The 23312-nt window shown below is 61.3% G+C and carries 22 protein-coding genes; 19 read left to right on the top strand and 3 right to left on the bottom strand.

Annotated elements, in window-relative coordinates:
• The first annotated feature begins 200 nt into the window (after nucleotides 1–200).
• Together sppA and F6A13_RS08980 are read left to right on the top strand one after the other, a co-directional pair.
• The gene (sppA, locus tag F6A13_RS08985) at nucleotides 201–2030 is read left to right on the top strand and encodes a signal peptide peptidase SppA (RefSeq protein ID WP_126604216.1); all 1830 of its coding nucleotides are present in this window, start codon (nucleotides 201–203) and stop codon (nucleotides 2028–2030) included.
• A 387-nt stretch (nucleotides 2031–2417) separates the two neighbouring features.
• Nucleotides 2418–3059 carry a phospholipase D family protein gene (locus F6A13_RS08980; protein WP_113525457.1) on the top strand — a complete coding sequence of 214 codons (642 nt, stop codon included), beginning with the start codon at nucleotides 2418–2420 and terminating at the stop codon, nucleotides 3057–3059.
• Between the two features lie 8 nt (nucleotides 3060–3067).
• Here the strand turns inward: F6A13_RS08980 and glp are convergent, their stop codons facing one another.
• The 3 genes from glp to mobA are packed head-to-tail and all read right to left on the bottom strand — an operon-like array spanning nucleotide 3068 to nucleotide 5417.
• On the bottom strand, nucleotides 3068–4309 hold the full coding sequence (glp, locus tag F6A13_RS08975) for a gephyrin-like molybdotransferase Glp (RefSeq protein ID WP_113525458.1): 1242 nt from the start codon (nucleotides 4307–4309) through the stop codon (nucleotides 3068–3070).
• 2 nt (nucleotides 4310–4311) lie between these two features.
• Entirely contained in the window at nucleotides 4312–4806 is a 495-nt protein-coding gene (gene mobB / locus F6A13_RS08970) for a molybdopterin-guanine dinucleotide biosynthesis protein B (RefSeq protein WP_113525459.1), read from the bottom strand.
• The gene (gene mobA, locus F6A13_RS08965; protein ID WP_113525460.1) at nucleotides 4803–5417 is read right to left on the bottom strand and encodes a molybdenum cofactor guanylyltransferase MobA; all 615 of its coding nucleotides are present in this window, start codon (nucleotides 5415–5417) and stop codon (nucleotides 4803–4805) included. The genes mobB and mobA overlap by 4 nt, the downstream gene beginning before the upstream one ends.
• A 101-nt stretch (nucleotides 5418–5518) precedes the next feature.
• Between mobA and leuB the strand changes: the two genes are divergently transcribed.
• The 17 genes from leuB (at nucleotide 5519) to yajC (ending at nucleotide 23308) form a co-directional block, all read left to right on the top strand.
• Complete coding sequence (leuB, locus tag F6A13_RS08960) at nucleotides 5519–6595, top strand: 3-isopropylmalate dehydrogenase (RefSeq protein ID WP_113525461.1); 1077 nt, start codon at nucleotides 5519–5521, stop codon at nucleotides 6593–6595.
• A gap of 7 nt (nucleotides 6596–6602) precedes the next feature.
• The gene (locus F6A13_RS08955; protein ID WP_113525462.1) at nucleotides 6603–7628 is read left to right on the top strand and encodes an aspartate-semialdehyde dehydrogenase; all 1026 of its coding nucleotides are present in this window, start codon (nucleotides 6603–6605) and stop codon (nucleotides 7626–7628) included.
• A gap of 63 nt (nucleotides 7629–7691) precedes the next feature.
• On the top strand, nucleotides 7692–9890 hold the full coding sequence (locus F6A13_RS08950; RefSeq protein ID WP_151528161.1) for a FimV/HubP family polar landmark protein: 2199 nt from the start codon (nucleotides 7692–7694) through the stop codon (nucleotides 9888–9890).
• Nucleotides 9891–9902: 12 nt separating this feature from the next.
• Nucleotides 9903–10718 (top strand): tRNA pseudouridine(38-40) synthase TruA, encoded by an 816-nt coding sequence (truA, locus tag F6A13_RS08945; protein ID WP_126604214.1) that lies wholly within the window; start codon nucleotides 9903–9905, stop codon nucleotides 10716–10718.
• Nucleotides 10719–10778: 60 nt separating this feature from the next.
• Entirely contained in the window at nucleotides 10779–11390 is a 612-nt protein-coding gene (locus F6A13_RS08940) for a phosphoribosylanthranilate isomerase (RefSeq protein WP_113525465.1), read from the top strand.
• Between the two features lie 10 nt (nucleotides 11391–11400).
• Nucleotides 11401–12600 (top strand): tryptophan synthase subunit beta, encoded by a 1200-nt coding sequence (gene trpB, locus F6A13_RS08935; protein WP_126604213.1) that lies wholly within the window; start codon nucleotides 11401–11403, stop codon nucleotides 12598–12600.
• Nucleotides 12597–13415, top strand: coding sequence for a tryptophan synthase subunit alpha (trpA, locus tag F6A13_RS08930; RefSeq protein ID WP_126604212.1), 819 nt, complete (start codon nucleotides 12597–12599; stop codon nucleotides 13413–13415). The genes trpB and trpA overlap by 4 nt, the downstream gene beginning before the upstream one ends.
• A complete protein-coding gene (accD, locus tag F6A13_RS08925) occupies nucleotides 13412–14296 on the top strand; it encodes an acetyl-CoA carboxylase, carboxyltransferase subunit beta (protein WP_113525468.1) in 885 nt (294 codons plus the stop codon). Before trpA ends, accD begins: the two co-directional genes overlap by 4 nt.
• 28 nt (nucleotides 14297–14324) lie before the next feature.
• Complete coding sequence (locus tag F6A13_RS08920) at nucleotides 14325–15614, top strand: bifunctional folylpolyglutamate synthase/dihydrofolate synthase (RefSeq protein WP_126604211.1); 1290 nt, start codon at nucleotides 14325–14327, stop codon at nucleotides 15612–15614.
• On the top strand, nucleotides 15611–16108 hold the full coding sequence (locus F6A13_RS08915; protein ID WP_113525470.1) for a CvpA family protein: 498 nt from the start codon (nucleotides 15611–15613) through the stop codon (nucleotides 16106–16108). Before F6A13_RS08920 ends, F6A13_RS08915 begins: the two co-directional genes overlap by 4 nt.
• A 7-nt stretch (nucleotides 16109–16115) precedes the next feature.
• Nucleotides 16116–17543 (top strand): amidophosphoribosyltransferase, encoded by a 1428-nt coding sequence (purF, locus tag F6A13_RS08910; protein WP_192796489.1) that lies wholly within the window; start codon nucleotides 16116–16118, stop codon nucleotides 17541–17543.
• On the top strand, nucleotides 17540–18754 hold the full coding sequence (locus F6A13_RS08905) for an O-succinylhomoserine sulfhydrylase (protein ID WP_126604210.1): 1215 nt from the start codon (nucleotides 17540–17542) through the stop codon (nucleotides 18752–18754). Before purF ends, F6A13_RS08905 begins: the two co-directional genes overlap by 4 nt.
• Before the next feature lie 62 nt (nucleotides 18755–18816).
• Entirely contained in the window at nucleotides 18817–19410 is a 594-nt protein-coding gene (locus F6A13_RS08900; RefSeq protein ID WP_126604209.1) for a CBS domain-containing protein, read from the top strand.
• Between the two features lie 38 nt (nucleotides 19411–19448).
• Nucleotides 19449–20774 carry a hemolysin family protein gene (locus F6A13_RS08895; RefSeq protein WP_225981778.1) on the top strand — a complete coding sequence of 442 codons (1326 nt, stop codon included), beginning with the start codon at nucleotides 19449–19451 and terminating at the stop codon, nucleotides 20772–20774.
• A gap of 8 nt (nucleotides 20775–20782) precedes the next feature.
• Nucleotides 20783–21820: a tRNA preQ1(34) S-adenosylmethionine ribosyltransferase-isomerase QueA gene (queA, locus tag F6A13_RS08890; protein WP_126604207.1), complete on the top strand. Its 1038-nt coding sequence runs from the start codon at nucleotides 20783–20785 to the stop codon at nucleotides 21818–21820.
• Nucleotides 21817–22932 carry a tRNA guanosine(34) transglycosylase Tgt gene (gene tgt, locus F6A13_RS08885; protein ID WP_126604206.1) on the top strand — a complete coding sequence of 372 codons (1116 nt, stop codon included), beginning with the start codon at nucleotides 21817–21819 and terminating at the stop codon, nucleotides 22930–22932. Before queA ends, tgt begins: the two co-directional genes overlap by 4 nt.
• Nucleotides 22933–22972: 40 nt before the next feature.
• Nucleotides 22973–23308 carry a preprotein translocase subunit YajC gene (yajC, locus tag F6A13_RS08880; protein ID WP_126604205.1) on the top strand — a complete coding sequence of 112 codons (336 nt, stop codon included), beginning with the start codon at nucleotides 22973–22975 and terminating at the stop codon, nucleotides 23306–23308.
• Nucleotides 23309–23312: the final 4 nt, after the last annotated feature.

Raw genomic sequence — 23312 nt, 5'->3', positions numbered from 1 at the left:
ATATCGTCCAATACGGTTCTTTCCGAAGCGGCGGAGGGATGATCCCCTCATGCCTACGCTAGTCGGTTTACTATCAGGGACGGTACCAGTAGGTAATACGTCCGCCAAAAAACCAAAATATTGTATACTGGTCCCATGTAGGGTTCTTTATTGCTTCGCTGGAACTCCAAAATTCATTGCTGCAGATGGGATGATTGACCATGCGCATATTGTTTCTCCCCTTCGTTTGGCTGGGCCGCGCTTTGCACTGGCTACGCATAGGAGTTCTCAACCTGCTGACGCTCGCCATTCTGTTGTTCCTTATCGCCTTTTTTGCCTATAAACTGTTCTACCACGTTGCCGTTCCCGATGATGCTGCATTGCTTATCGCTCCCCAGGGCTCCTTGTTTTACAGCCAAAGCGAATCCTGGCAGAGTCGTGCGCTCAATCATCTTGACGGGCGGAAACCTGCAGGTGTTTCCATTAGACAGATGGTTCAAGCCATCGATCGTGCCTCCACGGACGCGCGTATCCATCTGCTGGAATTGAATTTAAGTGACTTTAGTGGGGGGAGTATCACCCAGATAGACACCGTAGCACGGGCTCTCCAGCGTTTCCGCGCTCATGGTAAACCCATTTATGCCTATGCGCCCGACTATTCCCAGGATGCTTATTTGCTGGCCGCCCAGGCCAACCACATTTATATGCCCAAGCTGGGTACCGTCCTGATCACAGGATTTTCGACGCGCGGTTTATACTTCAAAGGATTGTTAGACAAGTTAGGAATCACGGTGTATTCCTTTCGGCAAGGTAAATATAAATCCGCCATGGAGCCTCTTACCGTGACGCATATGTCCAAGTCTGCGCAGGTAGAAAATGCCGCCTGGCTGAAGGTGTGGTGGGATACTTATCTGCAAAATGTCGCCAAGGGTCGTGGGCTGAAGACCACACAGGTCAGCCGTTATGCAGATCAGTTGCCTGAACTCTTGGAAAATTATCAAGGAAATGCTGCAGAACTTGCCCTGAAGCAAGGGCTGATCACTTGTATCGGCGATGAGCACGCTTTCAGACAGGCGGTTGCCGCCGCGCTCAAACAAACTCCTAAACACATCAAAAAGATTGGTTTGCATGCCTATCTGGCTGCAACCAAACCATCCACAACCGCCAACGCCAAAATTGCGGTCATACCCATTGACGGAATGCTCGTAACCGGAGATACCCCCCTCCCAGGAGTAGTCGCTGCCCAGGCCACGATCAAACAGTTGGATCGCGTAGGTCATGAAGCCTCCGTCAAGGCAGTGGTTTTGCAGGTCAATAGCCCTGGTGGTGATGTAAACGCTGCTCAAGCGATTCGCGCAACTATTTTACGCATACGCAAGGCGCACAAGCCCGTTATCGTCAGCATGGGCACCCTAGGCGCCTCGGGTGCTTACTGGCTCTCAACTGCAGCAGATCGTATCTATGCACACCCCACCACGCTGACTGCCGATATCGGTGTGTTCGCACTATTTCCGAACTATGCGGGGCTGCTAAAAAAACTGGGCATTCACTATTCCGGGATAGCCACTACGAGAAATGCCAACGCCCTGTCCCCATTTTCACCCATGGGTAAAAATGTTCAAAAAGCACTTCAGGCCGTGGTAGACAACACATACGCTGACTTCGTAAACCTGGTGGCCAATGCCAGACATATCCCACTAAGTAAAGTGGAACACGATGCCCAGGGTCGCGCCTGGAGTGGCCTGGACGCCTATCACCTTGGGTTGGTCAATGCACTCGGAGGTATGCCGCAAGCCATTCAGGAGGCGGCCAAACTGGCAAAGCTTGCTAAGGGGAAATATCAGGTACAATACCTGCCTCAACCAATTCCAGCGAATACCATTCCACAATGGTCGAATATGTGGAGTCTGGCAAGCCTACGTGACGTTATATTGGGGAAAAATCCCGCGCTTCCTGGAGTGATTCCCGTGGAACAGATTCGTTTACTGATTCATGAAGCACACCCATACGCCCTTATGGCTTATTTACCCGTAGGCCTCCAGGGCCAGTAAATGCCCCCGGATTTGCCTCGGGGTGCAGGACAAGTGCCGGATCACGTCCCTCTGTAATCGCTTTGCGTCGTTCACGCGCCAGTGCTCGTGCTTCCGCCAGCATTCGTATAGCGGTAGCACCTAGCCCTGGCTTTTTGTGTTTGCCGTTCGCCCCGATGGCAGGGATTGCCTGTTACCTCTGGAACCGGTATGCTATAAAAGCAATTTAAATATCAATGTATTAGTGTGCATAGTGAAAAATCCGGAAATGTAATGAACAGGGGAAGCGGAGCGGTCACCGACTCCGCCATGATAATGACAGAGCGTCATTCAGGAGATTTTTGGGCGATTTGGCCTCGTCGCGTTTCAGGTCCTATCGAGCCAAGATAACAATAAGCAGGAGCGTTCATGGCTGGAGTGAAGCGGTCGAGCATTGTGCTGGTTTGTGGACTGTTGCTGACGTCTTTTGCGGCGGGGGCACAGGCCGGTGGATCCGGCTGGCAAACGCTGAAAAACTGGGGACATGATCAGTGGGTATCTGCCACAGCCGCGCGGCCGGCTACGCCCGTAACGGTGCCGGCGCAGGGGACGATCGAGGTGGCGTTCTCGCCGCCGGGCGGTGCGACGGCGGCCATTGTGCAGGCGGTCGGCGAGGCGAAGCAGCGGGTCTGGGTGCAGGCCTATAGCTTCACTAGCGCGCCGATTGCCAGGGCCGTGCTCCATGCCGCCAAAAGAGGCGTCGACGTGAAGGTGGTGTTGGACAGGAGCCAGCGCACCCAGAAATATTCGGTGGCGGATTTTTTTGCCAATCAGGGGGTGCCCGTGTACATTGACGACCAGCACGCCATCGCTCACAACAAGGTGATGGTGATCGATTCGGGGACGCTGATCACCGGCAGCTTCAATTTCAGCAAGGCGGCGGAGCAGGTCAACGCCGAAAATCTCTTGATATTCCGGGGGAATCCGGCGTTACAGCGACTCTACGCGGACAATTTCCGCTTTCATCTCAGCCACTCGACGCCCTATACGGCGCGGCATGGCCTGGATTGAGCGCGGGTTCAGACGAGCCCTTCCAGTATCTGCACGTCCACCAGGCTGCCAGCCTTGGTGTGCCCGGCTTCGGCCGCAAGAATGATCAGACAGTCGGCATGGGCCATTCCACTCATGATATGGGAAGCCTGTTGACCAATTCCCGCCACCTGTAGTCCGGCGGGGGTTTGCAGCAGGTGACCGCGCTGGAAATCGGTGCGTCCGGGCTTTTTCTGGAGATCCTCTGCCAAAGGAAGCTGTAGCAGCGGAGGGATCCAGGGTGCCGCTTTGCCCATGCGCTTGAGGATGCTGGGGCGTGCAAACTGGTAAAAAGTCACCATGGCGGAGACGGGGTTGCCGGGCAGACCGAAGAAGGTGGCGTTGCCGAGTTGCCCGAAAGCCAGGGGACGCCCTGGTTTCATGTTTATTTTCCAGAAGTTGATGGTGCCGAGACGGCCGAGGAGTGCGGCGATGTAGTCGGCGTCGCCGACGGAGACGCCGCCAGTGGTGATCACCACGTCGGCCATGGTTGCGGCGCTGTGCAGGGCCGCTTCTATGGACTCAGGATCGTCGGCGATGCGGCCGAGATCGAGGATTTCACAGTCGAGACGTTCCAGCATGCCGTGCAGTGTATAACGGTTACTGTCGTAGATTTGCCCAGGAGCCAGTGCGCCGCCCAGCGGGCGCAACTCGTCGCCAGTAGAGATAAATGCGACCCGCAGACGGCGATAGACGGCCAGTTCGGCAATGCCCAGACTGGCGAGCAGCCCGATTTGGGCGGGACGCAGCCAGGTTCCGGCTTCCAGGGCCAGGGCCCCGGCCTGCAGGTCCTCACCGGGCTGGCGGATATTCGCACCCGCCTTGCTGACTGCCTGCGGGGTGATCTTCTGGTCGGCATGGACTTCTGCCTCCTCCTGAACCAGGACGGCATCTGCGCCTTCGGGAACTACGGCACCGGTCATGATGCGTACGCACTCGTCGGCACCGACACGCCCCTTGAAGGGATGTCCGGCAAAAGACTGGCCGATGATGCGTCGTACGCTATCGTTATCCATGCTGCGCAGGGCGTAGCCATCCATGGCCGAATTGGACCAGGCGGGCACGTTGGCAGGGGCATGAATGTCCATGGCCAGTACCCGTCCCAACGCATTACCGAGATGGACATTTTCGGTGCCTTGCACCGGCAGGCTGGCCGCGAGGATGGCATCCCGTGCATCGGTGACACTTTTGGCCAGGGAATCATGTTTGCTACCGCCACAACAGTGAGCCATGTTCAATCTTCCTTTTTTATCCATTGGCGGATGAATTGCGCGATAACGGATGGCGTATTCAGGTCCAGTTGAACGCAGGGAATGTCCAGAAGGCAATCTGTCGCCACGGCCATGATGCAGGGGTCATCTGGCGCAAGCAGGGGCCGCCCGAGACCGCGCCGGTGCACTTCGATTTTCGGCACCGCCAGCGCCTTGTTCCCTTCCATCAGGAGAAGGTCTGGCAGTGGTTGCAGGCTGGCGCGGATGGTCTCCAGACTGACTTCCGTAGGCGCGGGCCTGGTCATGAACCAGCGTTTCGGACCCTGCAGTAATACCGCATCCGCCCCTGCCTCCCGCAGCCGGTAACTGTCCTTTCCGGGCGCGTCCCAGTCCACGTCATGGTGGGTCGACTTGACCACCGCGACCTTCAATCCATACCCGTGTAGCAGGGGAATCAGGGCGCAGAGCAGGGTGGTCTTGCCACTGCCGCTGTATCCTACTACACCGAGCGCTTTCATGTCATATCCTCCGGACGGTTATAGTTGCGCAGCAGGTCGGCGGGTAGAGTGAGACCAGCGAAGGAAAGGTCTCGGAACCAGCCTTGCGCCCGCCGCCCACCGCCGTCCAGATAACGCTGCAGGTCGACCAGCAGATCGCGGCGGCACAGGCAGATGACAGCATGCCAATGGTCGGCGCTGCGCACCACCACCAGGTCATGCCCGCCTTTGACCTGCCACATACGGCGCACGATATCCTGGGGTAAACAGGGACTGTCTACCGGGATGCTGGCTACCCAGGCTTGTGTCGCGGCATGCATGCCAGCGACCAGGCCCATGAGCGGACCCTGAAAGTCGGCCGTCGGATCAGAGACGACACGGTATCCCCATTGTGCATAACGGTCCATATTGCGGTTGGCGCTGATGACGATGTCGGTACAATCCCCGTGCAGGATGGCGACGGCCCGCTCGATCAGGGGTTTTCCCTGCCAGTCCAGCCAGCCTTTATCCGCACCGCCCATGCGACGACCGGCGCCCCCGGCGAGGATGATGCCGGTGACCGGCAACGGCTGCACCGCGTCCTGCGCATCGGGCGGGTTTGCGGGGGCTGGGGTACGGATGAACGGGTTCACGGGTGTCGTGCCTTGCTGGCAATGCCTATGCTATCCTTCCACAATTCTTTGGGGCGGAAAACCCTTTTATTATTGGCATCGTGATGAAACAAGGATCTGGTATGAAAAAAATAGCCATATTTGCGGGTGACGGCATTGGTCCGGAAATCGTGGCGGCTGCCCGGCAAGTGCTGGATGCCGTGGATCAGGCCGCGCGACTCGGCCTGCACTGTAGCGAGGGCCTGGTGGGCGGCGCGGCGCTGGATGCCAGCGATGATCCCTTGCCGGCAGCTTCTTTGCAGTTGGCCCTGGAGGCGGATGCGGTCATTCTGGGTGCGGTGGGCGGCCCCCGCTGGGACGCATATCCGCCCGCCAAACGCCCGGAACAGGGGCTGCTGCGCCTGCGCAAGGGGCTGGATCTCTATGCGAACCTACGTCCCGCGCAGATTTTTCCGCAGTTGCTGGATGCTTCCCCGCTACGCCCGGAGCTGGTGCGCGATGTCGATATCCTGGTGGTGCGCGAGCTGACCGGGGATATCTACTTCGGTCAGCCGCGTGGTCTGGAAGTGGTCGATGGCAAGCGTCGCGGCTTTAATACCATGGTCTATGACGAGGATGAAATCCGCCGGATCGCCCACGTGGCCTTCCGCGCTGCCAAGGGGCGTCGCAAGCAGTTGTGCTCGGTGGACAAGGCCAATGTCCTGGAGAGCACCCGTTTGTGGCGCGAGGTGGTCACCGAAGTGGCCCAGGACTATCCCGATGTGCAGCTCAGCCATATGTATGTAGATAACGCTGCCATGCAACTAATCCGCGCCCCGGCACAGTTCGACGTGCTGCTGACCGGCAACATATTCGGAGACATTCTTTCTGACGAGGCTAGTCAGTTGACCGGCTCCATCGGCATGCTGCCCTCGGCCTCACTGGGCGAGGGGCGGGCGATGTACGAGCCGATCCACGGCTCGGCGCCGGACATTGCCGGGCAGGACAAGGCGAATCCCTTAGCCACGATTCTGTCCGTGGCGATGATGCTGCGGCATTCTCTCGATGCCGAGCCCTGGGCGCAGCGGGTGGAGGCGGCGGTGCAGCGGGTGCTGGATCAAGGCCTGCGTACTGCAGACATCGCGGCGCCGGGAGCGCCGGTGATCGGCACCAAAGCCATGGGTGCCGCGGTGGTCGATGCCCTGAACTTCAAGGATTGATACGCAGATGCAAAAATCGCGATACAACGTAGTCATCCTGGGCGCTACCGGTGCCGTCGGCGAGGTCATGCTGCAGATTCTCGAGCAGCGGAAGTTTCCAGTCGATAAGCTCTATCTATTGGCCAGCAGCCACTCGGCGGGTGGACGTCTGCCCTTCAACGGCCAGCAGGTGCTGGTACAGGATGCGGCGACTTTCGATTGGTCGCAGGCCGATATCGGTCTGTTCTCCGCCGGGGCCAAGGTCAGCGCGGAGTACGCGCCGAAGGCGGTGGCTGCCGGATGTGTGGTCATCGACAACACCTCTCAGTTTCGCTATGACGATGAAATCCCGCTGGTGGTGCCCGAAGTGAACCCGCAGCGGATTGCCGATTACCGACGTCACGGTATCATCGCTAACCCGAACTGCTCGACCATTCAGATGCTGCTGGCGCTGAAGCCCATCGCCGATGCGGCGGGCATCGAGCGGGTGGTGGTCGCGACCTATCAGGCGGTCAGCGGCGCGGGTCGGCGGGCCATCGAAGAACTGGGCCAGCAAACCCTGGCGATTTTTCGTCACGAGGAGGGGGTTGCCGAGGTGTTTCCCAAGCGGATTGCCTTCAACTGCCTGCCCCAGATCGATGTCTTCCAGGACAATGGCTATACCAAGGAAGAGATGAAAATGCTCTGGGAGACCCGCAAAATCCTGGAGATTCCGGACATTGCCCTGACTGCTACCTGTGTGCGGGTACCAGTATTTTACGGCCATTCCGAAGCGGTCAACGTGGTAACCCGCGAGCCCATCACGCCGGAGGCCGTCCGCGCGCTGCTGGAAAAGGCCCCGGGCGTCACCGTCGTGGATGACCGTGGTACGGTTGGCGCCTGGCCTTCCGCACTGGATGCGGCCGGCCAGGACGCCACCTATGTAGGCCGCATTCGCGGCGACTGCTCCCATGTACGGGGCATCAATTTCTGGGTGGTTGCGGACAATATCCGCAAGGGCGCGGCACTGAACAGCATCCAGATTGCAGAGTTGCTGATTCGCGACTATCTATAAAAACGTCATCGGCGACAGACCTCGCCGTAGTGCGCTGGCGTTACCCAAATGAGGAAGATATCGATGAATAAGAACAGGTGGTTGTTGACCATGGCCGGCGTTGGTTTGCTTTTGCCGGGCATAGCGCAGGCGCTGGGACTCGGTACGCTGCAGGTGCTCTCCGCGCCGGGGGAGCCCTTTCGCGCGGAGATTCCCCTACAGTCGTTGAACCCCAAAGGCGAAGCGAACCTCAGCGTCGGACTCGCGTCGGCCCGCGACTTCGCGATGATCGATCTTCCCCGATCGGGCGCACTGGATCACTGGCATTTTACGGTGCGCAGCGGTGATAGGCCGGCGGTACTGATCAGCAGTCCCTTGCCGCTCGACCAGCCGGAATTGCATTTCCTGGTGCAGCTCGACTGGTCCGGAGGACAGATGGTCCGGGAGTATACGGCATCCGGTATCGGGAATAACGTGGTCCCCGTCGCCGCGCCACCGGCGTCCGTTCCGCAGTCCGTCGCCTCTCCGACAACGCCGCGGCCCGCCCGCCATACGACTGCCGCACCCCTCTATCACGGCTGGGCAAGAGTCAGCCGTTACGGCCCGGTGCCGGTCAACGGTTCTCTTTTTCAAGCCGCGCAGTCTATTGTCAACAGTAATGCGGTCACCATCGATCAGGTCATGGCGGCGCTGCTGAAGGCCAATCCGCAGGCATTCAAGGGCGGTAATCCCGATTATCTCTATGCCGGAACCATGTTGACGGTGCCCAGTCTGGCCCAGGTGCAGTCTGCTTCACCCGCACAGGCCAGCGCCTGGTTATCTGCCCGAAAGGCGGTGAACAAACTGTCCGTCGTTGCGGTGGCGACTGCGCCGACGGCCTCCGCAGCGGCAACGAGCGCCGCTCCCGTCAGCGCGTCGGCCGTTTCTGCGGCGACTGCAGCCAAACCCGTTGGGAATGCGACGCACCTGGTGCTTTCCAGCGCCCCTGCCGCAGCGGTGACCGCTCCCGTAGCCAGCGGGGCATCCCCGGCCAGCCTGCTGCAAAACTCGGATGCCATGCTCCGCAAGGATAATCAGAAGCTGACGGCGGAAGTGGCCGGCCTGGGGCAGCGTCTGAGCGCGGAGGAGCGCCTGCTGGCCAATCAGGGCGCGCAGCTTGCCGCTCTTTCCCGGGCGGAGGGCAACAACAATCTTCCGTTGATCCTGTCGCTGGGCGGAAATCTTTTGCTGCTGGCCCTGTTCATCTGGATGTGGCGTCGCCAAAAAGAGGCGGAACAACGCCAGCGAGAGATTTCCCAGCGGGTTTCCGTTTTGAGCACCGCGCCTAAAGCGCCCGCAGCGCCTCCTCAATCCGGGACGCCCACCCCGGTGACTGCCGCTACTGCACCAGCGCCCGCGGCGGTCGTCCCCGCCGGGGCGCGCGCGGCCGCCCCGGCCAGTGCCGCCCCATCTGCGGATCATGCCATAAGCGCCGGAGTGCCCCATGCCGGCGCCGCCGAAATCGATCCCGTCGAACAAGCCGATCTTTATCTGACCTACGGTAAGGCGGAACAGGCGGTCGCCGTGCTCAATGACGCCCTCGAAGAAAATCCGCGGCGTAAGGAGCTGTACGTCAAGCTACTCGACATTTATGCCAATCTGGATCGCCACGCGGAATATCTGGATCTCGCCGAACGTATGCGGGGGCGTTTCGGACCGAACAATGGAGCGTGGCAGGAAGTGGCCGCTCAAGGGGCGCGACTCTTTCCCGGTAACCCGCTCTTCGCCATCTCCGACGAAGGGGCGGTAGTCGCTTCCGTCCCGGTCGTCGGGGTAGACCAGCCTGCCCCCGGGGAAGCGTCCCCGGCGTTGGTGCCCCCGGATGTGCTGGATTTCCACTTCGACCATACCTCTGCGGAGCCTGCGGCAGGAGAAGCATTGAACGCTTTCCCGGCGGCGGAAAAGGCGCGGCTCCTGCAGGATATCGATGAGCAGTTCCGGTTGATGGAGGCAGCAGAGGCGGAAACGGGGGCCCCGGGACCTCAGGCAAAATCGGTACTGGAACTGGCGCCGGACGTTTCGGCACCTGCTCCGGCACCTGCTGCCGAGTCTCCCGCCGGCGGGGCGCCGTCTGACAGTCCGGGTGTCGCGGATTGGGATGCCATGGGCACCAAACTCGACCTGGCCAAGGCCTATGTGGAGATGGGTGACGGTGAATCGGCACGCGATCTGCTCGAAGAACTGATTCGGGAAGACAGTGGTGCCCATCAGGAAGAAGCCCGGCAGTTGCTGAGAAGCCTTTAACCCGGCCTGGCGGTGGAGCAGTTGGCAGAGCCGAGAGGCACCCGCTGGGCACTGGGCCTCGAATACGATGGCAACGGGTTCTGTGGCTGGCAACGCCAGTTGGATCAGGACAGTGTACAAGGTGTTGTTGAGGCTGCGTTGAGCCAGGTGGCCCAGTGCCCGATCTCTGTCGTCGTCGCCGGGCGAACCGATACGGGGGTGCATGCCCTATGTCAGGTGGTGCATTTCGACAGCCCGGTCGTGCGGCGTCCCGACGCCTGGGTGCGTGGCGCCAATACCGCGTTACCCGCGGGGGTGGCGCTGCGTTGGGCCAGGGTCGTCCCGGATAGCTTCCACGCCCGTTTCTCCGCTACGGCCCGGCGTTATCGTTACGTGATCCTCAATCGTCGCGAGAAATCCGCCCTATGGCGGAATCACACCGCCTGGATATACAGCCCCCTGGATGTGGAGGCCATGCAGGCAGCGGCGCAAACTCTGCTGGGCACCCATGATTTTTCCGCTTTTCGCGCCTCCGCCTGCCAGGCCAAAAGTCCTGTACGGAATTTGTGCCAGCTTCGGGTCGTCCGGCGGGGCGATCTGATTGCCGTCGATGCCGAGGCCAACGGTTTCCTGCATCACATGGTGCGCAATCTTGTGGGTGTGCTGATTGCCATCGGCAAGGCTGACCGGCCCGTGGATTGGGCGGCGGAGGTGCTGGCCAGTCGCGATCGCTGTCGGGCCGGCGTTACGGCCCCGCCGGGTGGCCTTTATTTCGTGGCGCCGCGTTATCCTGCGGAGTTTGGGCTGCCGGTGGATGCGGTGGACGCCGGTTTCCTGACGGGTGATTGACGGGCGCTGCCGGTCGGCGGCGCTCATGCTTTCTGCCAGTCGCAGTGTTAGAATGTGCCGATGGTGCGTATCAAGATATGCGGTATCACGAATGCGGAGGACGCCCGCGCGGCGGCCGCCGCCGGCGCGGATGCCGTCGGGCTGGTGTTCTACCAGAGCAGTCCGCGGGCGCTGGATGCTGTGCGTGCCCGGAAAATTCTTGCGGCACTGCCGCCGTTCGTCACCCGCGTCGGCCTTTTCGTCAACGCGGAAGCTGCCGATGTCGCCTCTACGCTGCAGCAGTGCCCTCTGGATGTCCTGCAATTTCATGGTGATGAATCGCCATCCCTCTGCCGGGGATTCGGCCGTCCCTACATCAAGGTGTTGCGGGTGACTGCAGCGCAAGACCTGCGGCCGGCGGTGGACGCCTATCACGACGCGCAGGGACTGCTGCTGGACTGCGCCGCGCCGGGCGTCTGGGGGGGCTCGGGCCGGAGTTTCGACTGGTGGCGACTGCCGGATCTGGGCAAGCCGTTGATTCTGGCGGGTGGGCTGCATGCCGAAAATGTTGCCGAGGCCATCGCCATCGCCCGGCCTTATGCGGTAGATGTGAGCAGCGGGGTGGAGCGGTCGCCCGGACGCAAAGATCATGACAAAATGGCACGGTTTGTCGCACGGGTGCGCGGTACCTGAGGGAGAGAGAATGGGAACTTATGCTTTACCGGACGCGTTGGGACACTATGGTCCTTACGGCGGACGTTTCGTTGCAGAAACCCTGATTCCGGCGCTGGAGGAATTGGAGCATGCCTACCAGGAGGCGCAGCAGGATCCGGAGTTTCGTGCCGAGTTGCACAGTGAACTGCGCCAGTTCGTCGGCCGTCCCAATCCACTCTATCATGCCGGGCGCCTTTCCAGGGAGTTGGGTGGAGCGCAAATATATCTCAAGCGGGAGGACCTCAACCACACTGGCGCGCACAAAATCAATAATGCCGTCGGTCAGGCGCTGCTCGCCCGGCGTATGGGCAAAAAACGGGTAATCGCCGAGACGGGCGCGGGGCAGCATGGCGTCGCCACGGCGACGGTCGCGACGCGCTATGGTATGGAATGCTTGGTGTATATGGGCGAGGAAGATATCCGGCGCCAGTCCAGCAATGTGTTTCGTATGCGTTTGCTGGGTGCGCAGGTGGCGGCGGTCAGCAGCGGTACCCGCACCCTGAAGGATGCGCTCAACGAAGCTTTGCGGGACTGGGTAACCAATGTCGAAAGCACTTTTTACGTGATCGGAACGGTGGCGGGACCGCATCCCTATCCGGCTATGGTGCGGGACTTCCACCGGGTCATTGGCGACGAAGCGCGGGCGCAGTGCCTCGAGCTGACGGGACGGCTCCCCGATTGTCTGATCGCCTGCGTGGGCGGGGGCAGCAATGCCATCGGCCTGTTTTATCCCTTTATCGAAGATAAGGCGGTGCGGATGATCGGTGTCGAAGCAGGTGGTCTGGGTCTTGGCACCGGACAACACGCCGCCCCCCTCACTACCGGACGTCCAGGGGTATTGCATGGTAACCGGACCTACCTGATGGAAGACGAAGACGGGCAGATTCTGCCAACCCACTCCATCTCGGCGGGGCTGGACTATCCGGGGGTGGGACCAGAGCATGCCTATCTGAAGGATACCGGCCGGGCAGAGTATGTGGCGGCTACCGATGAAGAAGCGCTGGCCGCCTTCCATCGCCTGTGCCGCACCGAGGGCATCATTCCGGCGCTGGAAAGCGCCCATGCGCTGGCCCACGCCTTCCGCCTGGCGCCGACCATGCGCTCTGATCAGACCATTATCGTCAACCTGTCCGGGCGAGGCGATAAGGATATTCATACCGTCGCCACCCTGGAGGGTATTCATTTATGAGCCGTCTCGCCGGGCTGTTTGCCCAACTCCGGGATGCGGGTCGTGCCGCCCTCATTCCTTTCATGACGGCGGGTGACCCATCCCTGACCGCGACGGTGCCCCTGATGCATGCGCTGGTCGCCGCGGGTGCCGATGCCATCGAACTGGGGATGCCCTTTTCCGACCCCATGGCCGATGGTCCGAGCATCCAGCGCGCCAGTGAGCGGGCGCTGGCGCGGGGGGTGAAGCTGCGCATGGTCCTGGAGTGGGTGCGCGAATTCCGCACGACCAACAGCCACACGCCCATCATTCTCATGGGTTATCTGAATCCGGTAGAAGCCATGGGTATAACCTTGTTTGCCGAGGCTGCTGCGACGGCGGGGGTGGACGGTGTCATTCTGGTGGATCTGACCCCGGAGGAGGGGCGCGGTGAAGCCGTCGTTCTCCGCCAGCAGGGTATCGATCCCATTTTCCTGCTGGCGCCGACCAGCGGGCCGGAACGCGTGGCGACCGTCCGCAGTATGGGCAGTGGTTTTGTATATTATGTATCTCTGCGCGGTATTACCGGCGCAGCCCAGGCGGACTGGGCTGAGGTTCTGGAGCGGGTACAGCAACTGCGCCAACAACTGGGCCTGCCCGTGGCCATCGGTTTTGGCATTCGCGATGCGGCGACGGTAGCGCGGGTGGCGACCGGGGCCGACGCGGTGGTCGTCGGCAGTGCACTGGTCGATCAACTGGCGGCATGTGCGACGGATGAGGAAGCCATTGCGGCGGCGACCCGCTTTATCGAGCCGCTGGTCCAGGCCGTGCGGAGTACGGAAAGGAGAGGCGCATGAGCTGGTTCGATCGGATACTGCCACCCAAAATCAAAAAAACGTCGGCAGACGCCTCCGTTGTGAGCGAGAACAAGCGCACCGTACCTGAGGGACTGTGGTCCAAGTGCCCCACCTGTCAGGTGGTGCTCTACCGTACGGAGCTGGAGGAAAATCTTTACGTTTGCCCCCACTGCGGACATCATCAGCGGATCAGCGCCCGGCGGCGTCTGGATTTCTTCCTCGATGCAGAACCCCGGCTGGAGATTGCGAAGGAATACGTTCCGGTGGATCCCCTGCGCTTCAAGGATCAGAAGCGCTATAAGGACCGCCTGCAGGAAGCCCAGGCCAAGTCCGGAGAGAAAGACGCCCTGGTGGTGATGCGCGGCCTCCTGGAAGGGCGCCCGGTGGTGGTTGCCGCTTTTGCCTTCGAGTTCATGGGCGGGAGCATGGGATCGGTGGTGGGGGCCCGTTTTGCCCGTGCAGCGGAGACTGCGCTGACCGAGCGCTGTCCATTGGTCTGCTTTAGTGCCAGTGGCGGGGCACGGATGCAGGAAGGACTATTTTCCCTGATGCAGATGGCCAAGACTTCTGCCGCCGTGGAGCGGCTGGCCAAGGCGGGGGTGCCTTTCATCTCGGTGCTCACCGATCCGACCATGGGCGGTGTCTCCGCCAGTCTGGCCACCCTGGGAGATATTCTGATCGCGGAGCCCAAGGCCCTGATCGGATTTGCCGGCCCGCGGGTGATCGAGCAGACCATCCGTGAAAAGCTGCCGGAGGGTTTTCAGCACGCGGAATATTTGCTGGAGCACGGCGCCATCGATCAGATTGTCGATCGCCGCCAGATGCGCGCGGTGGTGAGCGAGATGCTGGGGATGCTGACCCATGCCCCGAGTCCGCATTAAACGCGGCGCACGGGAGCGGGTGTAGCCGGTGGCACTGCTGGCGGATTCTCTCAGCGACCGGGTCGCTGAACTGGCCGGACCACCGGAGCAAATCGTCATGGGTCTGGAGCGAATGCGGGCCGCTCTGGCGGCGCTGAAGATGCCCGGGCGTTTGCCCATGCCGGTAATACTGGTGGGTGGCACCAATGGCAAAGGCTCCACGGTGGTTTATTTAGAGACCTTCTATCGCCAGGCGGGCTATCGTGTTGGCGCTTATACCAGCCCGCACCTCTGGCAGTTTACCGAACGCCTGCGGCTGGATGGCCAGCCTGCACCCGCATCCCTCTGGCATCAGCAATTCACGGAAATCACCGCCACAGTTCGACAGATCCCGCTCACCTATTTCGAGATCGCTACCCTCGCTGCGGTACGGATGATGCTTGTCGCCAGGGTCGACGTGGCGATTCTGGAGGTCGGCCTGGGGGGACGTCTGGATGCGGTCAATGCCTTTACCCCGGATTGCAGTATCGTAACCACCGTGGATCTGGACCATCAGGACTGGCTGGGATCCGATCGCGCCACCATCGGCCGTGAAAAGGCGGGTATATTCCGTCGTGGAGTGCCCGCCCTCTATGGGGATATGGAAGACCCCTGCGCGTCGGTGCTGGAGGCTGCGGTACGCGACGAAGTACCCCTCCAGCGGTTGGGGCGGGACTTTCATATTGATCCACTGCGCGGGAAATGGTCAGGATTCGGGCTCGGGAAGGAGGTGCCCCCGCCTTTGTGGGGGGGCGGCGTACAGTGGGCCAATCTGGCGCTGGCGCTGGCGGCCGTGTCGTTGCTGCAGGAGAAGTTACCAGTGTCCGATGCGGCGGTTTCCGCATGGACGCTGCTGCCGCAATTGCCGGGTCGCTGTCAATGGCTTCAGCCTTGGGGTAAGAATGGCCCCGACCTGCTGGTGGATGTCGCCCATAACCCGCAGGCGGCGCGGCAACTGGCGGCGTTGCTGGCGGCACGAAAGGGCTCCGGGCGATGTCACGCCGTTGTCGGCATGCTCGCCGACAAGGATATCGCAGGCACACTCGCGCCACTGCTGCACGAGGTGGATGCCTGGCATGTGCTGGAGATCACCGATACCCCGCGTGCGGCGACGATGCTGCAGCTCCGCGATACCCTCCAGGGGCTGGGGGCAACGGCGGTATCGGCGGATGCCAGCATGGAACAGGCCCTGGCGCGGTCCAGAACGACGCTGGCGACCGGAGATATTCTGCTTTGCTTCGGTTCCTTTCATCTCGTCAAACAGTTACCGATGGCATGGCTGATGAGTGACCCGTCATGATCTTGTGGGTAGATGCCGCCACGGTGGGGCTGGTAGTGCTGTCTGCACTCTGGGGCCTTTTCCGCGGAATGGTGCGCGAGTTTTTTTCCCTGGCGGCGTGGGTCGGTGGGTTTTATGTGGCCTGGAACTGGGGCGGCAGTTGGCTGGCGCCCCGGCTGCCTGCGCAGATCCCCGTGGACTGGCGAGTGCCGTTAGCCTCTCTCCTCCTTTTTTTTGCCTGCCTGATCGTCGGGACCCTATGCGCTTTTGTCGTTCGTAAGCTATTATACGGCATTGGTTTCGGGGCGACGGACCGGTTTTTGGGGGCTTTCTTCGGTTTTTTGCGGGGACTGGTACTGATTGCCATCGTAGTTACTCTGGTGCAGTCTGCGGGCCTGTCCCGGTCCCCCTGGTGGGAGAGTTCCTGGCTGGCACAGGAGCCGGTGAGCCGCTGGTCGCAATCGTTGACGGCACCTGCCGTCTCCTATTTGGAGTCGCAAAAATTTGCAAAATGACAATGTGATGCAGCATGCCGTGGACGACGACCATTTCCATGATGAATGCGGGGTCGTCGGGGTCTTTGGCCATCCCGAAGCCGCCAACCTGACGTATCTCGGCCTCTATGCCCTGCAACACCGGGGACAGGAGTCGGCGGGCATCGTTTCGGGTGACGGAGGTAAGCTCTTTGTGCAGCGCGGTATGGGGCGGGTGGCGGATGTCTTTGGACTGGAACAGATCAGCAAGCTGCCCGGCGAACAGGCGATCGGCCATGTGCGTTATTCGACTGCAGGTGGCTCGGAATTACGCAACACCCAGCCCATATTTATCAATTACCGACATGGTGCCTTTGCCGTCGGCCATAACGGCAATCTGGTCAATGCGGTGGAACTCCGCACTCGGCTGGAGCGGGAGGGGGCCATATTCCATACCGATATGGATACCGAGGTCATCGTTCACCTGCTCGCCCGTGTTCCGGGCGACGATGCCGGTTCCCGCCTGGCGGAGGCCTTGCAGCAGGTTTCCGGCGCCTATTCCCTGGTCTGTCTGACCGAGAGCCGGTTGATCGGGGTACGCGACCCCATGGGTTTTCGGCCGCTGGTGCTGGGGCGTCTGATCGACTCCGGCGGCTTTGTGCTGGCCTCCGAGACCTGCGCCCTCGACCTCATGGGGGCGGAGTTTGTCCGTGATGTCGAGCCAGGCGAACTGATCGTCATTTCCAAAAGCGGCATCGAGAGCCGTAAGCCGTTCGCGTCCGTTGGCCGGCGTATGTGCGTCTTTGAATATATCTATTTCGCCCGTCCGGATAGCGTGCTGGATGGCATTCATGTATATTCGGCGCGCAAGCGCATCGGCCAGGCGCTGGCGCGCCTGCATCCGCGCGACGCAGACGTGGTGGTGCCGGTCCCCGATTCCGGGGTTGCGGCGGCCATGGGCTATGCCGAGGCCTCCGGTCTGTCCTTCGAGTTGGGGCTGATCCGCAATCACTATGTGGGCCGCACCTTCATTCAACCGGCACAGCGTGGTCGTGATTTCGGGGTTAAGGTCAAGCTCAATGCCCAGCCCAACATACTGCGTGGCAAACGGGTGGTTCTGGTGGATGATTCCATCGTTCGGGGCACCACCAGCGCTAAAATCGTCAGTCTGGTGCGGGCCGCCGGCGCGCGCGAGGTGCATTTCGTGGTCAGCGCGCCGCCCACGATCGGCCCCTGCTATTACGGCATCGATACTCCGGATCGCTCCCAGCTCATCGCGGCCCAGCACAGCATTGAAGAGGTGCGTAAAATCATCGGCGCCGACAGCCTGGGCTACATTACCCTGGACGCTTTGTATGAGGCGGTGGGGGGGCGTGGGCAGGGTTTCTGCGATGCCTGCTTCAGCGATGATTATCCGTTACCGACGCCCGAAGGACATGGCTCGCGCCAACTGCACCTGATCAAGGAGCTGCGATGAACACCAAAAATACCAACCCCGACTGGGCGGACCGGCTGCGTCCGGAAACCATCGCCATCCGTGCCGGTATTCACCGTACCCAGGAGCAAGAGCACAGCGAAGCCATCTTCCCCACCTCCAGTTTCGTCTTCGACTCAGCAGAAGAAGCCGCAGACCGTTTTGCCGGCAGGGTACCGGGAAATATCTACGCGCGCTTCACCAATCCTACGGTACGCACCTTTGAAGAACGGCTTGCCGCGCTGGAGGGGGCGGAAGCCTGCGTCGCCACGGCCTCGGGCATGGCCGCCTGTCTGACCGCCTTCATGGGGTTACTCAAGGCGGGTGACCATGTCGTCGCTTCCCGTTCCATTTTTGGTACGACGGTGCAATTGCTCGGCAATATTCTCAGTCGCTTCGGTGTAGAGACCAGCTTTGTGCCGCTGGCCGATGTGTCGGCGTGGCGCGCGGCGCTGCGTCCCAACACCCGTATGCTCTTCCTTGAAACGCCTTCCAATCCGCTCACCGAGATTGGCGATATGCAGGCCCTGGCGGATCTGGCCCACGCCCATGATGCCTGGCTGGTGGTGGACAACTGCTTTTGCACGCCGGCCTTGCAGCAGCCCCTCAAGTTTGGCGCTGATCTGGTCATTCACTCCGCCACCAAATATCTGGATGGGCAGGGAAGAACTCTGGGGGGCGCGGTGTGCGGCAGTACCGAACTGCTCAATAGCGGGCCCCGCAATTTCGTGCGGACGGCGGGTCCGAGCCTCAGTCCTTTCAATGCCTGGGTGCAGCTCAAGGGTCTGGAGACTCTCGGACTGCGTATGGAACGCCATTGCGCCAACGCCGGGAAGATCGCCGAATGGCTGGAGGCACGGCCGGAAGTGGCGCGGGTCTATTATCCGGGCCTCGACAGCCATCCGCAGCAGGCTCTTGCCGCGCGTCAGCAACGCCTGCCGGGCGCCATCCTGTCCTTCGACCTGCACGGTGGCCAGAAAGCGGCGTGGGCCTTTGTCGATGCCCTGCGTCTGCTCTCCCTGACCGCCAATCTCGGCGACGCCAAGACCACCATTACGCACCCGGCGAGCACCACCCATAGCCGGGTCAGTCCCGAGGCACGGGCCGCCGCGGGGATCGGTGACGGCTTGCTGCGGATCAGTGTCGGACTGGAACACGCCGACGACCTGCGCGAGGATATGGAGCGCGGCTTTGCCGCTCTGGTGACCCGCTGATTTGCGCTATGCTTGGATGAAAGCGAATTTTCCTGCCACTTTTCTACTGCGGAGATAATGAAATGACAAGATTCCGTGCATTACAATGTCACAGACTGAAGCCCGACACGCGGATCAGCATGTTTGCTGACGGAATGCCCCTGACCGTGACGCTTGATGACGCGGCGCTCAAGAGCATGACCGACCTCAGCCGAGTGCCCGCTGCAACGGTGAAGCCGGAGATCACCATGGACCAGGCCATGCAGCGCATGATTCATGTGGGCGTGCGTATGCTTTTCGTGCTGGATGACTTCGGCACCCTGACCGGTCTGGTGACCGCTCGCGATATCATGGGAGAAAAGCCGGTGAAACTGGCGGCCGAAAACCATATCGCCCGGGATATGATCCGGGTGCAGGACATCATGGTGCCCCTCGGGCAGGTCGACGTACTCGACTTCGCCGAAGTGGAGCGCTCTACTGTCGGCGATATCGTTCTCACCCTGCGCAAGGTGGGACGTCAGCATGCGTTGGTGCGTGAGGAAACCCCCCGTGGTGAAGAGATTCGCGGCGTTTTTTCCATCAGCCAGATTGCGCGGCAACTGGGCGTATCCATACAGACCAATGACGTGGTGCAGAGCTTCGCCGAGTTGGAGCAGTTGCTCACCAGTGATGGCTGAACGACACTCCCGCCATGGGCGGGCGGGAGCAGCCTCCCGTGCATGAGGTGAATGGGCTGCTGCTGGCAGTCCTGCTGATTTTGCTGAACGGTTTTTTTGTGGCCGCAGAATTTGCCCTGGTGCGGCTGCGTGGTACCCACGCCCGGACCCTCGCCCAGGAACACGGATTGCGCGGGAGGGTTCTCCTGCGCCTGCACCGACGTCTGGACGCCTATCTTTCCGCTACGCAACTCGGCATCACCATCGCGTCTCTGGGTATCGGCTGGGTGGGTGAACCTAGTCTGGCGTATCTGCTCCAGCCTGTCTTTCGGGCTGCGGGGCTCAGGGATCCGGTAGCCCTGCGATCCGTTTCCTTTGCCGCGGGCTTTGTCCTGATCTCCTTCCTGGTCATCGTGATCGGGGAACTAGTGCCCAAGTCGCTGGCCATCCGCAAGGTGGAGCGGGTATCCCTGTGGACCGGCATGCCCCTCTACGCCTTCTACTGGCTGATGTACCCGGCGATCTGGGTGCTCAACGGTGCGACCCGCATCGTTCTGCGCCTCTTTGCCCTGCGGGTGGATCAGCCCGCCGGTGATGCGCCCCATTCCCGCGACGAACTGGCGATGATCCTCGCCCTCAGCCAGGCGCAGGGTACCCTCGGTCAGCGCACCGGAGATATTCTGGACCGCACCCTGGATTTTACGGAACTGACGGCCGGAGACCTGATGCGCCCTGCTGCCGATATGGTCTGTCTGATGCTGGATGACAGTCCCGAGGCAATCCGTCAGGTGATGATGAACCACCGTTTCACCCGCTATCCGGTATGTGAAGGGGATCGCCAGCATGTGGTCGGCCTGCTCCACGTCAAGGACGCCTTTGCGGCCCTATCAAGGTATCCGGATCTGCGCGAGATCAAAAAACTCCTGCGGCCACTGCCCGCCGTTGGCAAGGCGCTGCCGGCCATGGACCTGCTCACCCATTTTCGCTCCGGGCACCCGCATTTCGCGCTGGTGGTTGACGATCTGGGCACCATCACCGGCTTCGTCACGCTGGATCATGTGCTGGAGAGTCTGCTGGGCGCCATTCCCGATGAATTCCGGCACCAGCGTCAGGAGTGGCGGCGGCAGCCCGACGGGAGTTGGGTGGGTTCCGGCAGCCTCTCGTTGTATTCCCTGGAGCGAAGCCTGCACATCGACATCGACGAGGAAACGGCGGATACCATCGGCGGTCTGGTCATGCATCAGCTCGAAAGGGTCCCGGAAGAAGGGGAACGGGTCGCTTTTCCCAGCTTCGACGTGGTGGTGCTGCGCAAAAAAGGCCCGCGCATCGTACTGGTGCGGGTGATCCCCCATCCGCTACAAACCGAATCAGACTGGCTCTCCTGACAATTTCCATGCACAAAAAAGATTTCCATTATGAACTGCCCGACGCGTTGATCGCTCAGGCACCTCTCTCCGAACGCAGCGCCGCACGCATGCTCATCGTCGATGGCCATCAAGGCACCTGGGAAGATGCGAGAGTGCGCGATCTGCCCGGCCTGCTTCGGCCCGGCGACCTGCTGGTGCTCAACGATACCCGCGTGCTTCCCGCGCGTCTGCAGGCCCGCAAGGCGACGGGCGGGGCGGTGGAATTGCTGCTCGACCGGCTGCTCGATGCCCGAGATGGCTGGTTTCTGGCGAAATCCTCCAAGGCGTTGCGGCCAGGTATGTCCATTCATTTACCGGGCGGCGCCGTTGCCACGGTAGAGGAAAAGGACGGTATGGATGTCCGGCTGATCCTCCCCGCGGATGTCGCCTGGTTACCCATACTCGAAGCCGAAGGCAGCATGCCGTTGCCGCCTTATATCCGGCGCGCGGCGGAGGCCAGTGATCGGGAGCGCTATCAGACGGTCTATGCGGCCCGTCCCGGGGCGGTGGCCGCGCCTACTGCGGGGTTGCATTTCGATACGGAACTGCTGGACGCCCTGGCGGCGCGGGGCGTCGAGCGGACCTATGTGACCTTGCATGTGGGTGCGGGAACATTTCTCCCGGTGCGCAGTGAAGATATCACCGAGCACCCCATGCACGCCGAGACCATGGAGGTCAGTGCGACGACGGTAGCGGCCGTTGCCGCCGCGAGGGCGCGGGGCGGGCGAGTGATCGCCGTGGGCACCACGGCCTGCCGAGCGCTGGAGACTGCGGCGCAGGACGGGACGCTGCGACCTTTTACCGGAGAGACTCGTCTGTTCCTGTATCCCGGCAAGACCTTTCAGGTAACCGACGGGCTGTTGACCAATTTTCACCTTCCGGAATCCACTCTGCTCATGCTGGTATGTGCCTTCGCCGGGATGGAGTGCATGCTCGCCGCCTATCGTCACGCGGTGGCGGAGGGCTATCGGTTTTTCAGTTATGGAGACGCCATGTTGATTTCCCCTCAGGCCGGACGGCGATGAGCATTTTCGAGTTGCTGGCCCGGGACGGCGCGGCGCGGCGCGGCATCATTCGTCTCCCCCGCGGCACCGTGCAAACGCCCGCATTCATGCCGGTGGGCACCTATGGCACGGTCAAGGCCATGTCTCCCGAGGAACTGAAGACGCTAGGGGCCGAGATTATCCTCGGTAACACCTTTCATCTCTTTCTGCGTCCCGGTCTGGAAGTGGTCAGCGCGGTAGGCGGCCTCCACAGGATGATGCACTGGGACCGGCCCATCCTCACCGATTCCGGCGGTTTCCAGGTCTTCAGCCTGGGTGCGCTGCGCAAGCTGACGGAGGCCGGGGTGCAGTTTCGTGCGCCCACCGATGGACATATGGTTTTTCTGGGGCCGGAGGAGTCCATGCAGATCCAGGCGACCCTCGGTTCGGATATCGCCATGGTTTTTGACGAATGCACGCCCCATCCCGCCAGCTACGAAGAAGCCCGTGTCAGCATGGAGCTTTCTCTGCGCTGGGCGGCGCGCTCCCATGCCGCCTATGCCGGGCCCGGAAAGCTCTTCGGCATCGTTCAGGGCGGCATGTACGCGGACTTGCGGCAGCGCTCTCTGGCCGGATTGCAACGGCTGGATTTTCCCGGCCTTGCCATCGGCGGATTGTCGGTAGGGGAGAGCAAGGTGGAGATGATGCAGGTGCTGGACGATCTGATGCCCCATATGCCTGCGGACCGGCCCCGCTACCTGATGGGCGTCGGCACCCCAGAGGATCTGGTCGAGGGCGTGCGCCGCGGTGTCGACATGTTCGACTGCGTGATGCCGACCCGTAACGCCCGCAACGGCTGGCTGTTTACCCGTGACGGCATCCTCAAGCTGCGCAACGCCCGTTATGAAAAGGATGTGTTGCCACCGGACCCGGCCTGTGCCTGCTACACCTGTCAAAACTACAGCAGGGCTTATCTTCGCCACTTGCAGCGCAGCCATGAGATTCTCGGCGCGCGCCTGAATACCCTGCACAACCTGCACTACTATCAGGAACTGATAATGGGGCTGCGGGAGGCCATTGCCGCCGGTCGCCTGGATGCTTACGCGGACGATTTCTACCGCCGCCGTCGCGCCGGTTCCCTAGTCGGCGCCTAAAGGCTACAATGGCGGCCCTCAGATCTGACCTGGAGTGCATATGAACTTTTCGCCTATCGCCAACGCTTATGCCGGAACTGCGGCGGGGGCAGGTCCGGACTCCTTTTTTATACAAGTCATCCCGCTGGTTGCCATCTTCGCTATTTTCTATTTCCTGCTGATCCGTCCGCAGACCAAAAAGGCGAAGGAACAACGCCAGTTGATCGCGACGGTTTCCAAAGGCGATGAAGTGGTTACCCAGGGTGGACTGGCCGGACGGATCATGCAGGCGGGTGAGGATTATCTGCAACTTGAGGTGGCTGAAGGGGTCATTGTGAAGGTGCAGCGGGCCTCGGTGACGTTGTTATTGCCCAAAGGAACGCTGAAAAAACTGTAAAGGC

Origin of the sequence: Acidithiobacillus sp. 'AMD consortium', assembly GCF_008926505.1 — a bacterium.
GTDB lineage: Bacteria > Pseudomonadota > Gammaproteobacteria > Acidithiobacillales > Acidithiobacillaceae > Acidithiobacillus > Acidithiobacillus ferridurans.
The sequence above is the reverse complement of the archived record's forward strand: the minus strand, read 5'-3'. Positions and strand labels throughout refer to the sequence as shown.

Bases quoted from the DNA above. Each gene is read 5' to 3' on its own strand.
- F6A13_RS08950 (WP_151528161.1), top strand. From the start codon at position 7,692: ATGAATAAGAACAGGTGGTTGTTGACCATGGCCGGCGTTGGTTTGCTT.
- F6A13_RS08955 (WP_113525462.1), top strand. From the start codon at position 6,603: ATGCAAAAATCGCGATACAACGTAGTCATCCTGGGCGCTACCGGTGCC.
- glp (WP_113525458.1), bottom strand. From the start codon at position 4,309: ATGGCTCACTGTTGTGGCGGTAGCAAACATGATTCCCTGGCCAAAAGT.
- yajC (WP_126604205.1), top strand. From the start codon at position 22,973: ATGAACTTTTCGCCTATCGCCAACGCTTATGCCGGAACTGCGGCGGGG.
- tgt (WP_126604206.1), top strand. From the start codon at position 21,817: ATGAGCATTTTCGAGTTGCTGGCCCGGGACGGCGCGGCGCGGCGCGGC.
- purF (WP_192796489.1), top strand. From the start codon at position 16,116: ATGCAGCATGCCGTGGACGACGACCATTTCCATGATGAATGCGGGGTC.
- F6A13_RS08905 (WP_126604210.1), top strand. From the start codon at position 17,540: ATGAACACCAAAAATACCAACCCCGACTGGGCGGACCGGCTGCGTCCG.
- F6A13_RS08980 (WP_113525457.1), top strand. From the start codon at position 2,418: ATGGCTGGAGTGAAGCGGTCGAGCATTGTGCTGGTTTGTGGACTGTTG.
- trpA (WP_126604212.1), top strand. From the start codon at position 12,597: ATGAGCCGTCTCGCCGGGCTGTTTGCCCAACTCCGGGATGCGGGTCGT.
- accD (WP_113525468.1), top strand. From the start codon at position 13,412: ATGAGCTGGTTCGATCGGATACTGCCACCCAAAATCAAAAAAACGTCG.
- F6A13_RS08940 (WP_113525465.1), top strand. From the start codon at position 10,779: ATGGTGCGTATCAAGATATGCGGTATCACGAATGCGGAGGACGCCCGC.
- leuB (WP_113525461.1), top strand. From the start codon at position 5,519: ATGAAAAAAATAGCCATATTTGCGGGTGACGGCATTGGTCCGGAAATC.
- trpB (WP_126604213.1), top strand. From the start codon at position 11,401: ATGGGAACTTATGCTTTACCGGACGCGTTGGGACACTATGGTCCTTAC.
- sppA (WP_126604216.1), top strand. From the start codon at position 201: ATGCGCATATTGTTTCTCCCCTTCGTTTGGCTGGGCCGCGCTTTGCAC.
- F6A13_RS08900 (WP_126604209.1), top strand. From the start codon at position 18,817: ATGACAAGATTCCGTGCATTACAATGTCACAGACTGAAGCCCGACACG.
- F6A13_RS08915 (WP_113525470.1), top strand. From the start codon at position 15,611: ATGATCTTGTGGGTAGATGCCGCCACGGTGGGGCTGGTAGTGCTGTCT.
- mobB (WP_113525459.1), bottom strand. From the start codon at position 4,806: ATGAAAGCGCTCGGTGTAGTAGGATACAGCGGCAGTGGCAAGACCACC.
- queA (WP_126604207.1), top strand. From the start codon at position 20,783: ATGCACAAAAAAGATTTCCATTATGAACTGCCCGACGCGTTGATCGCT.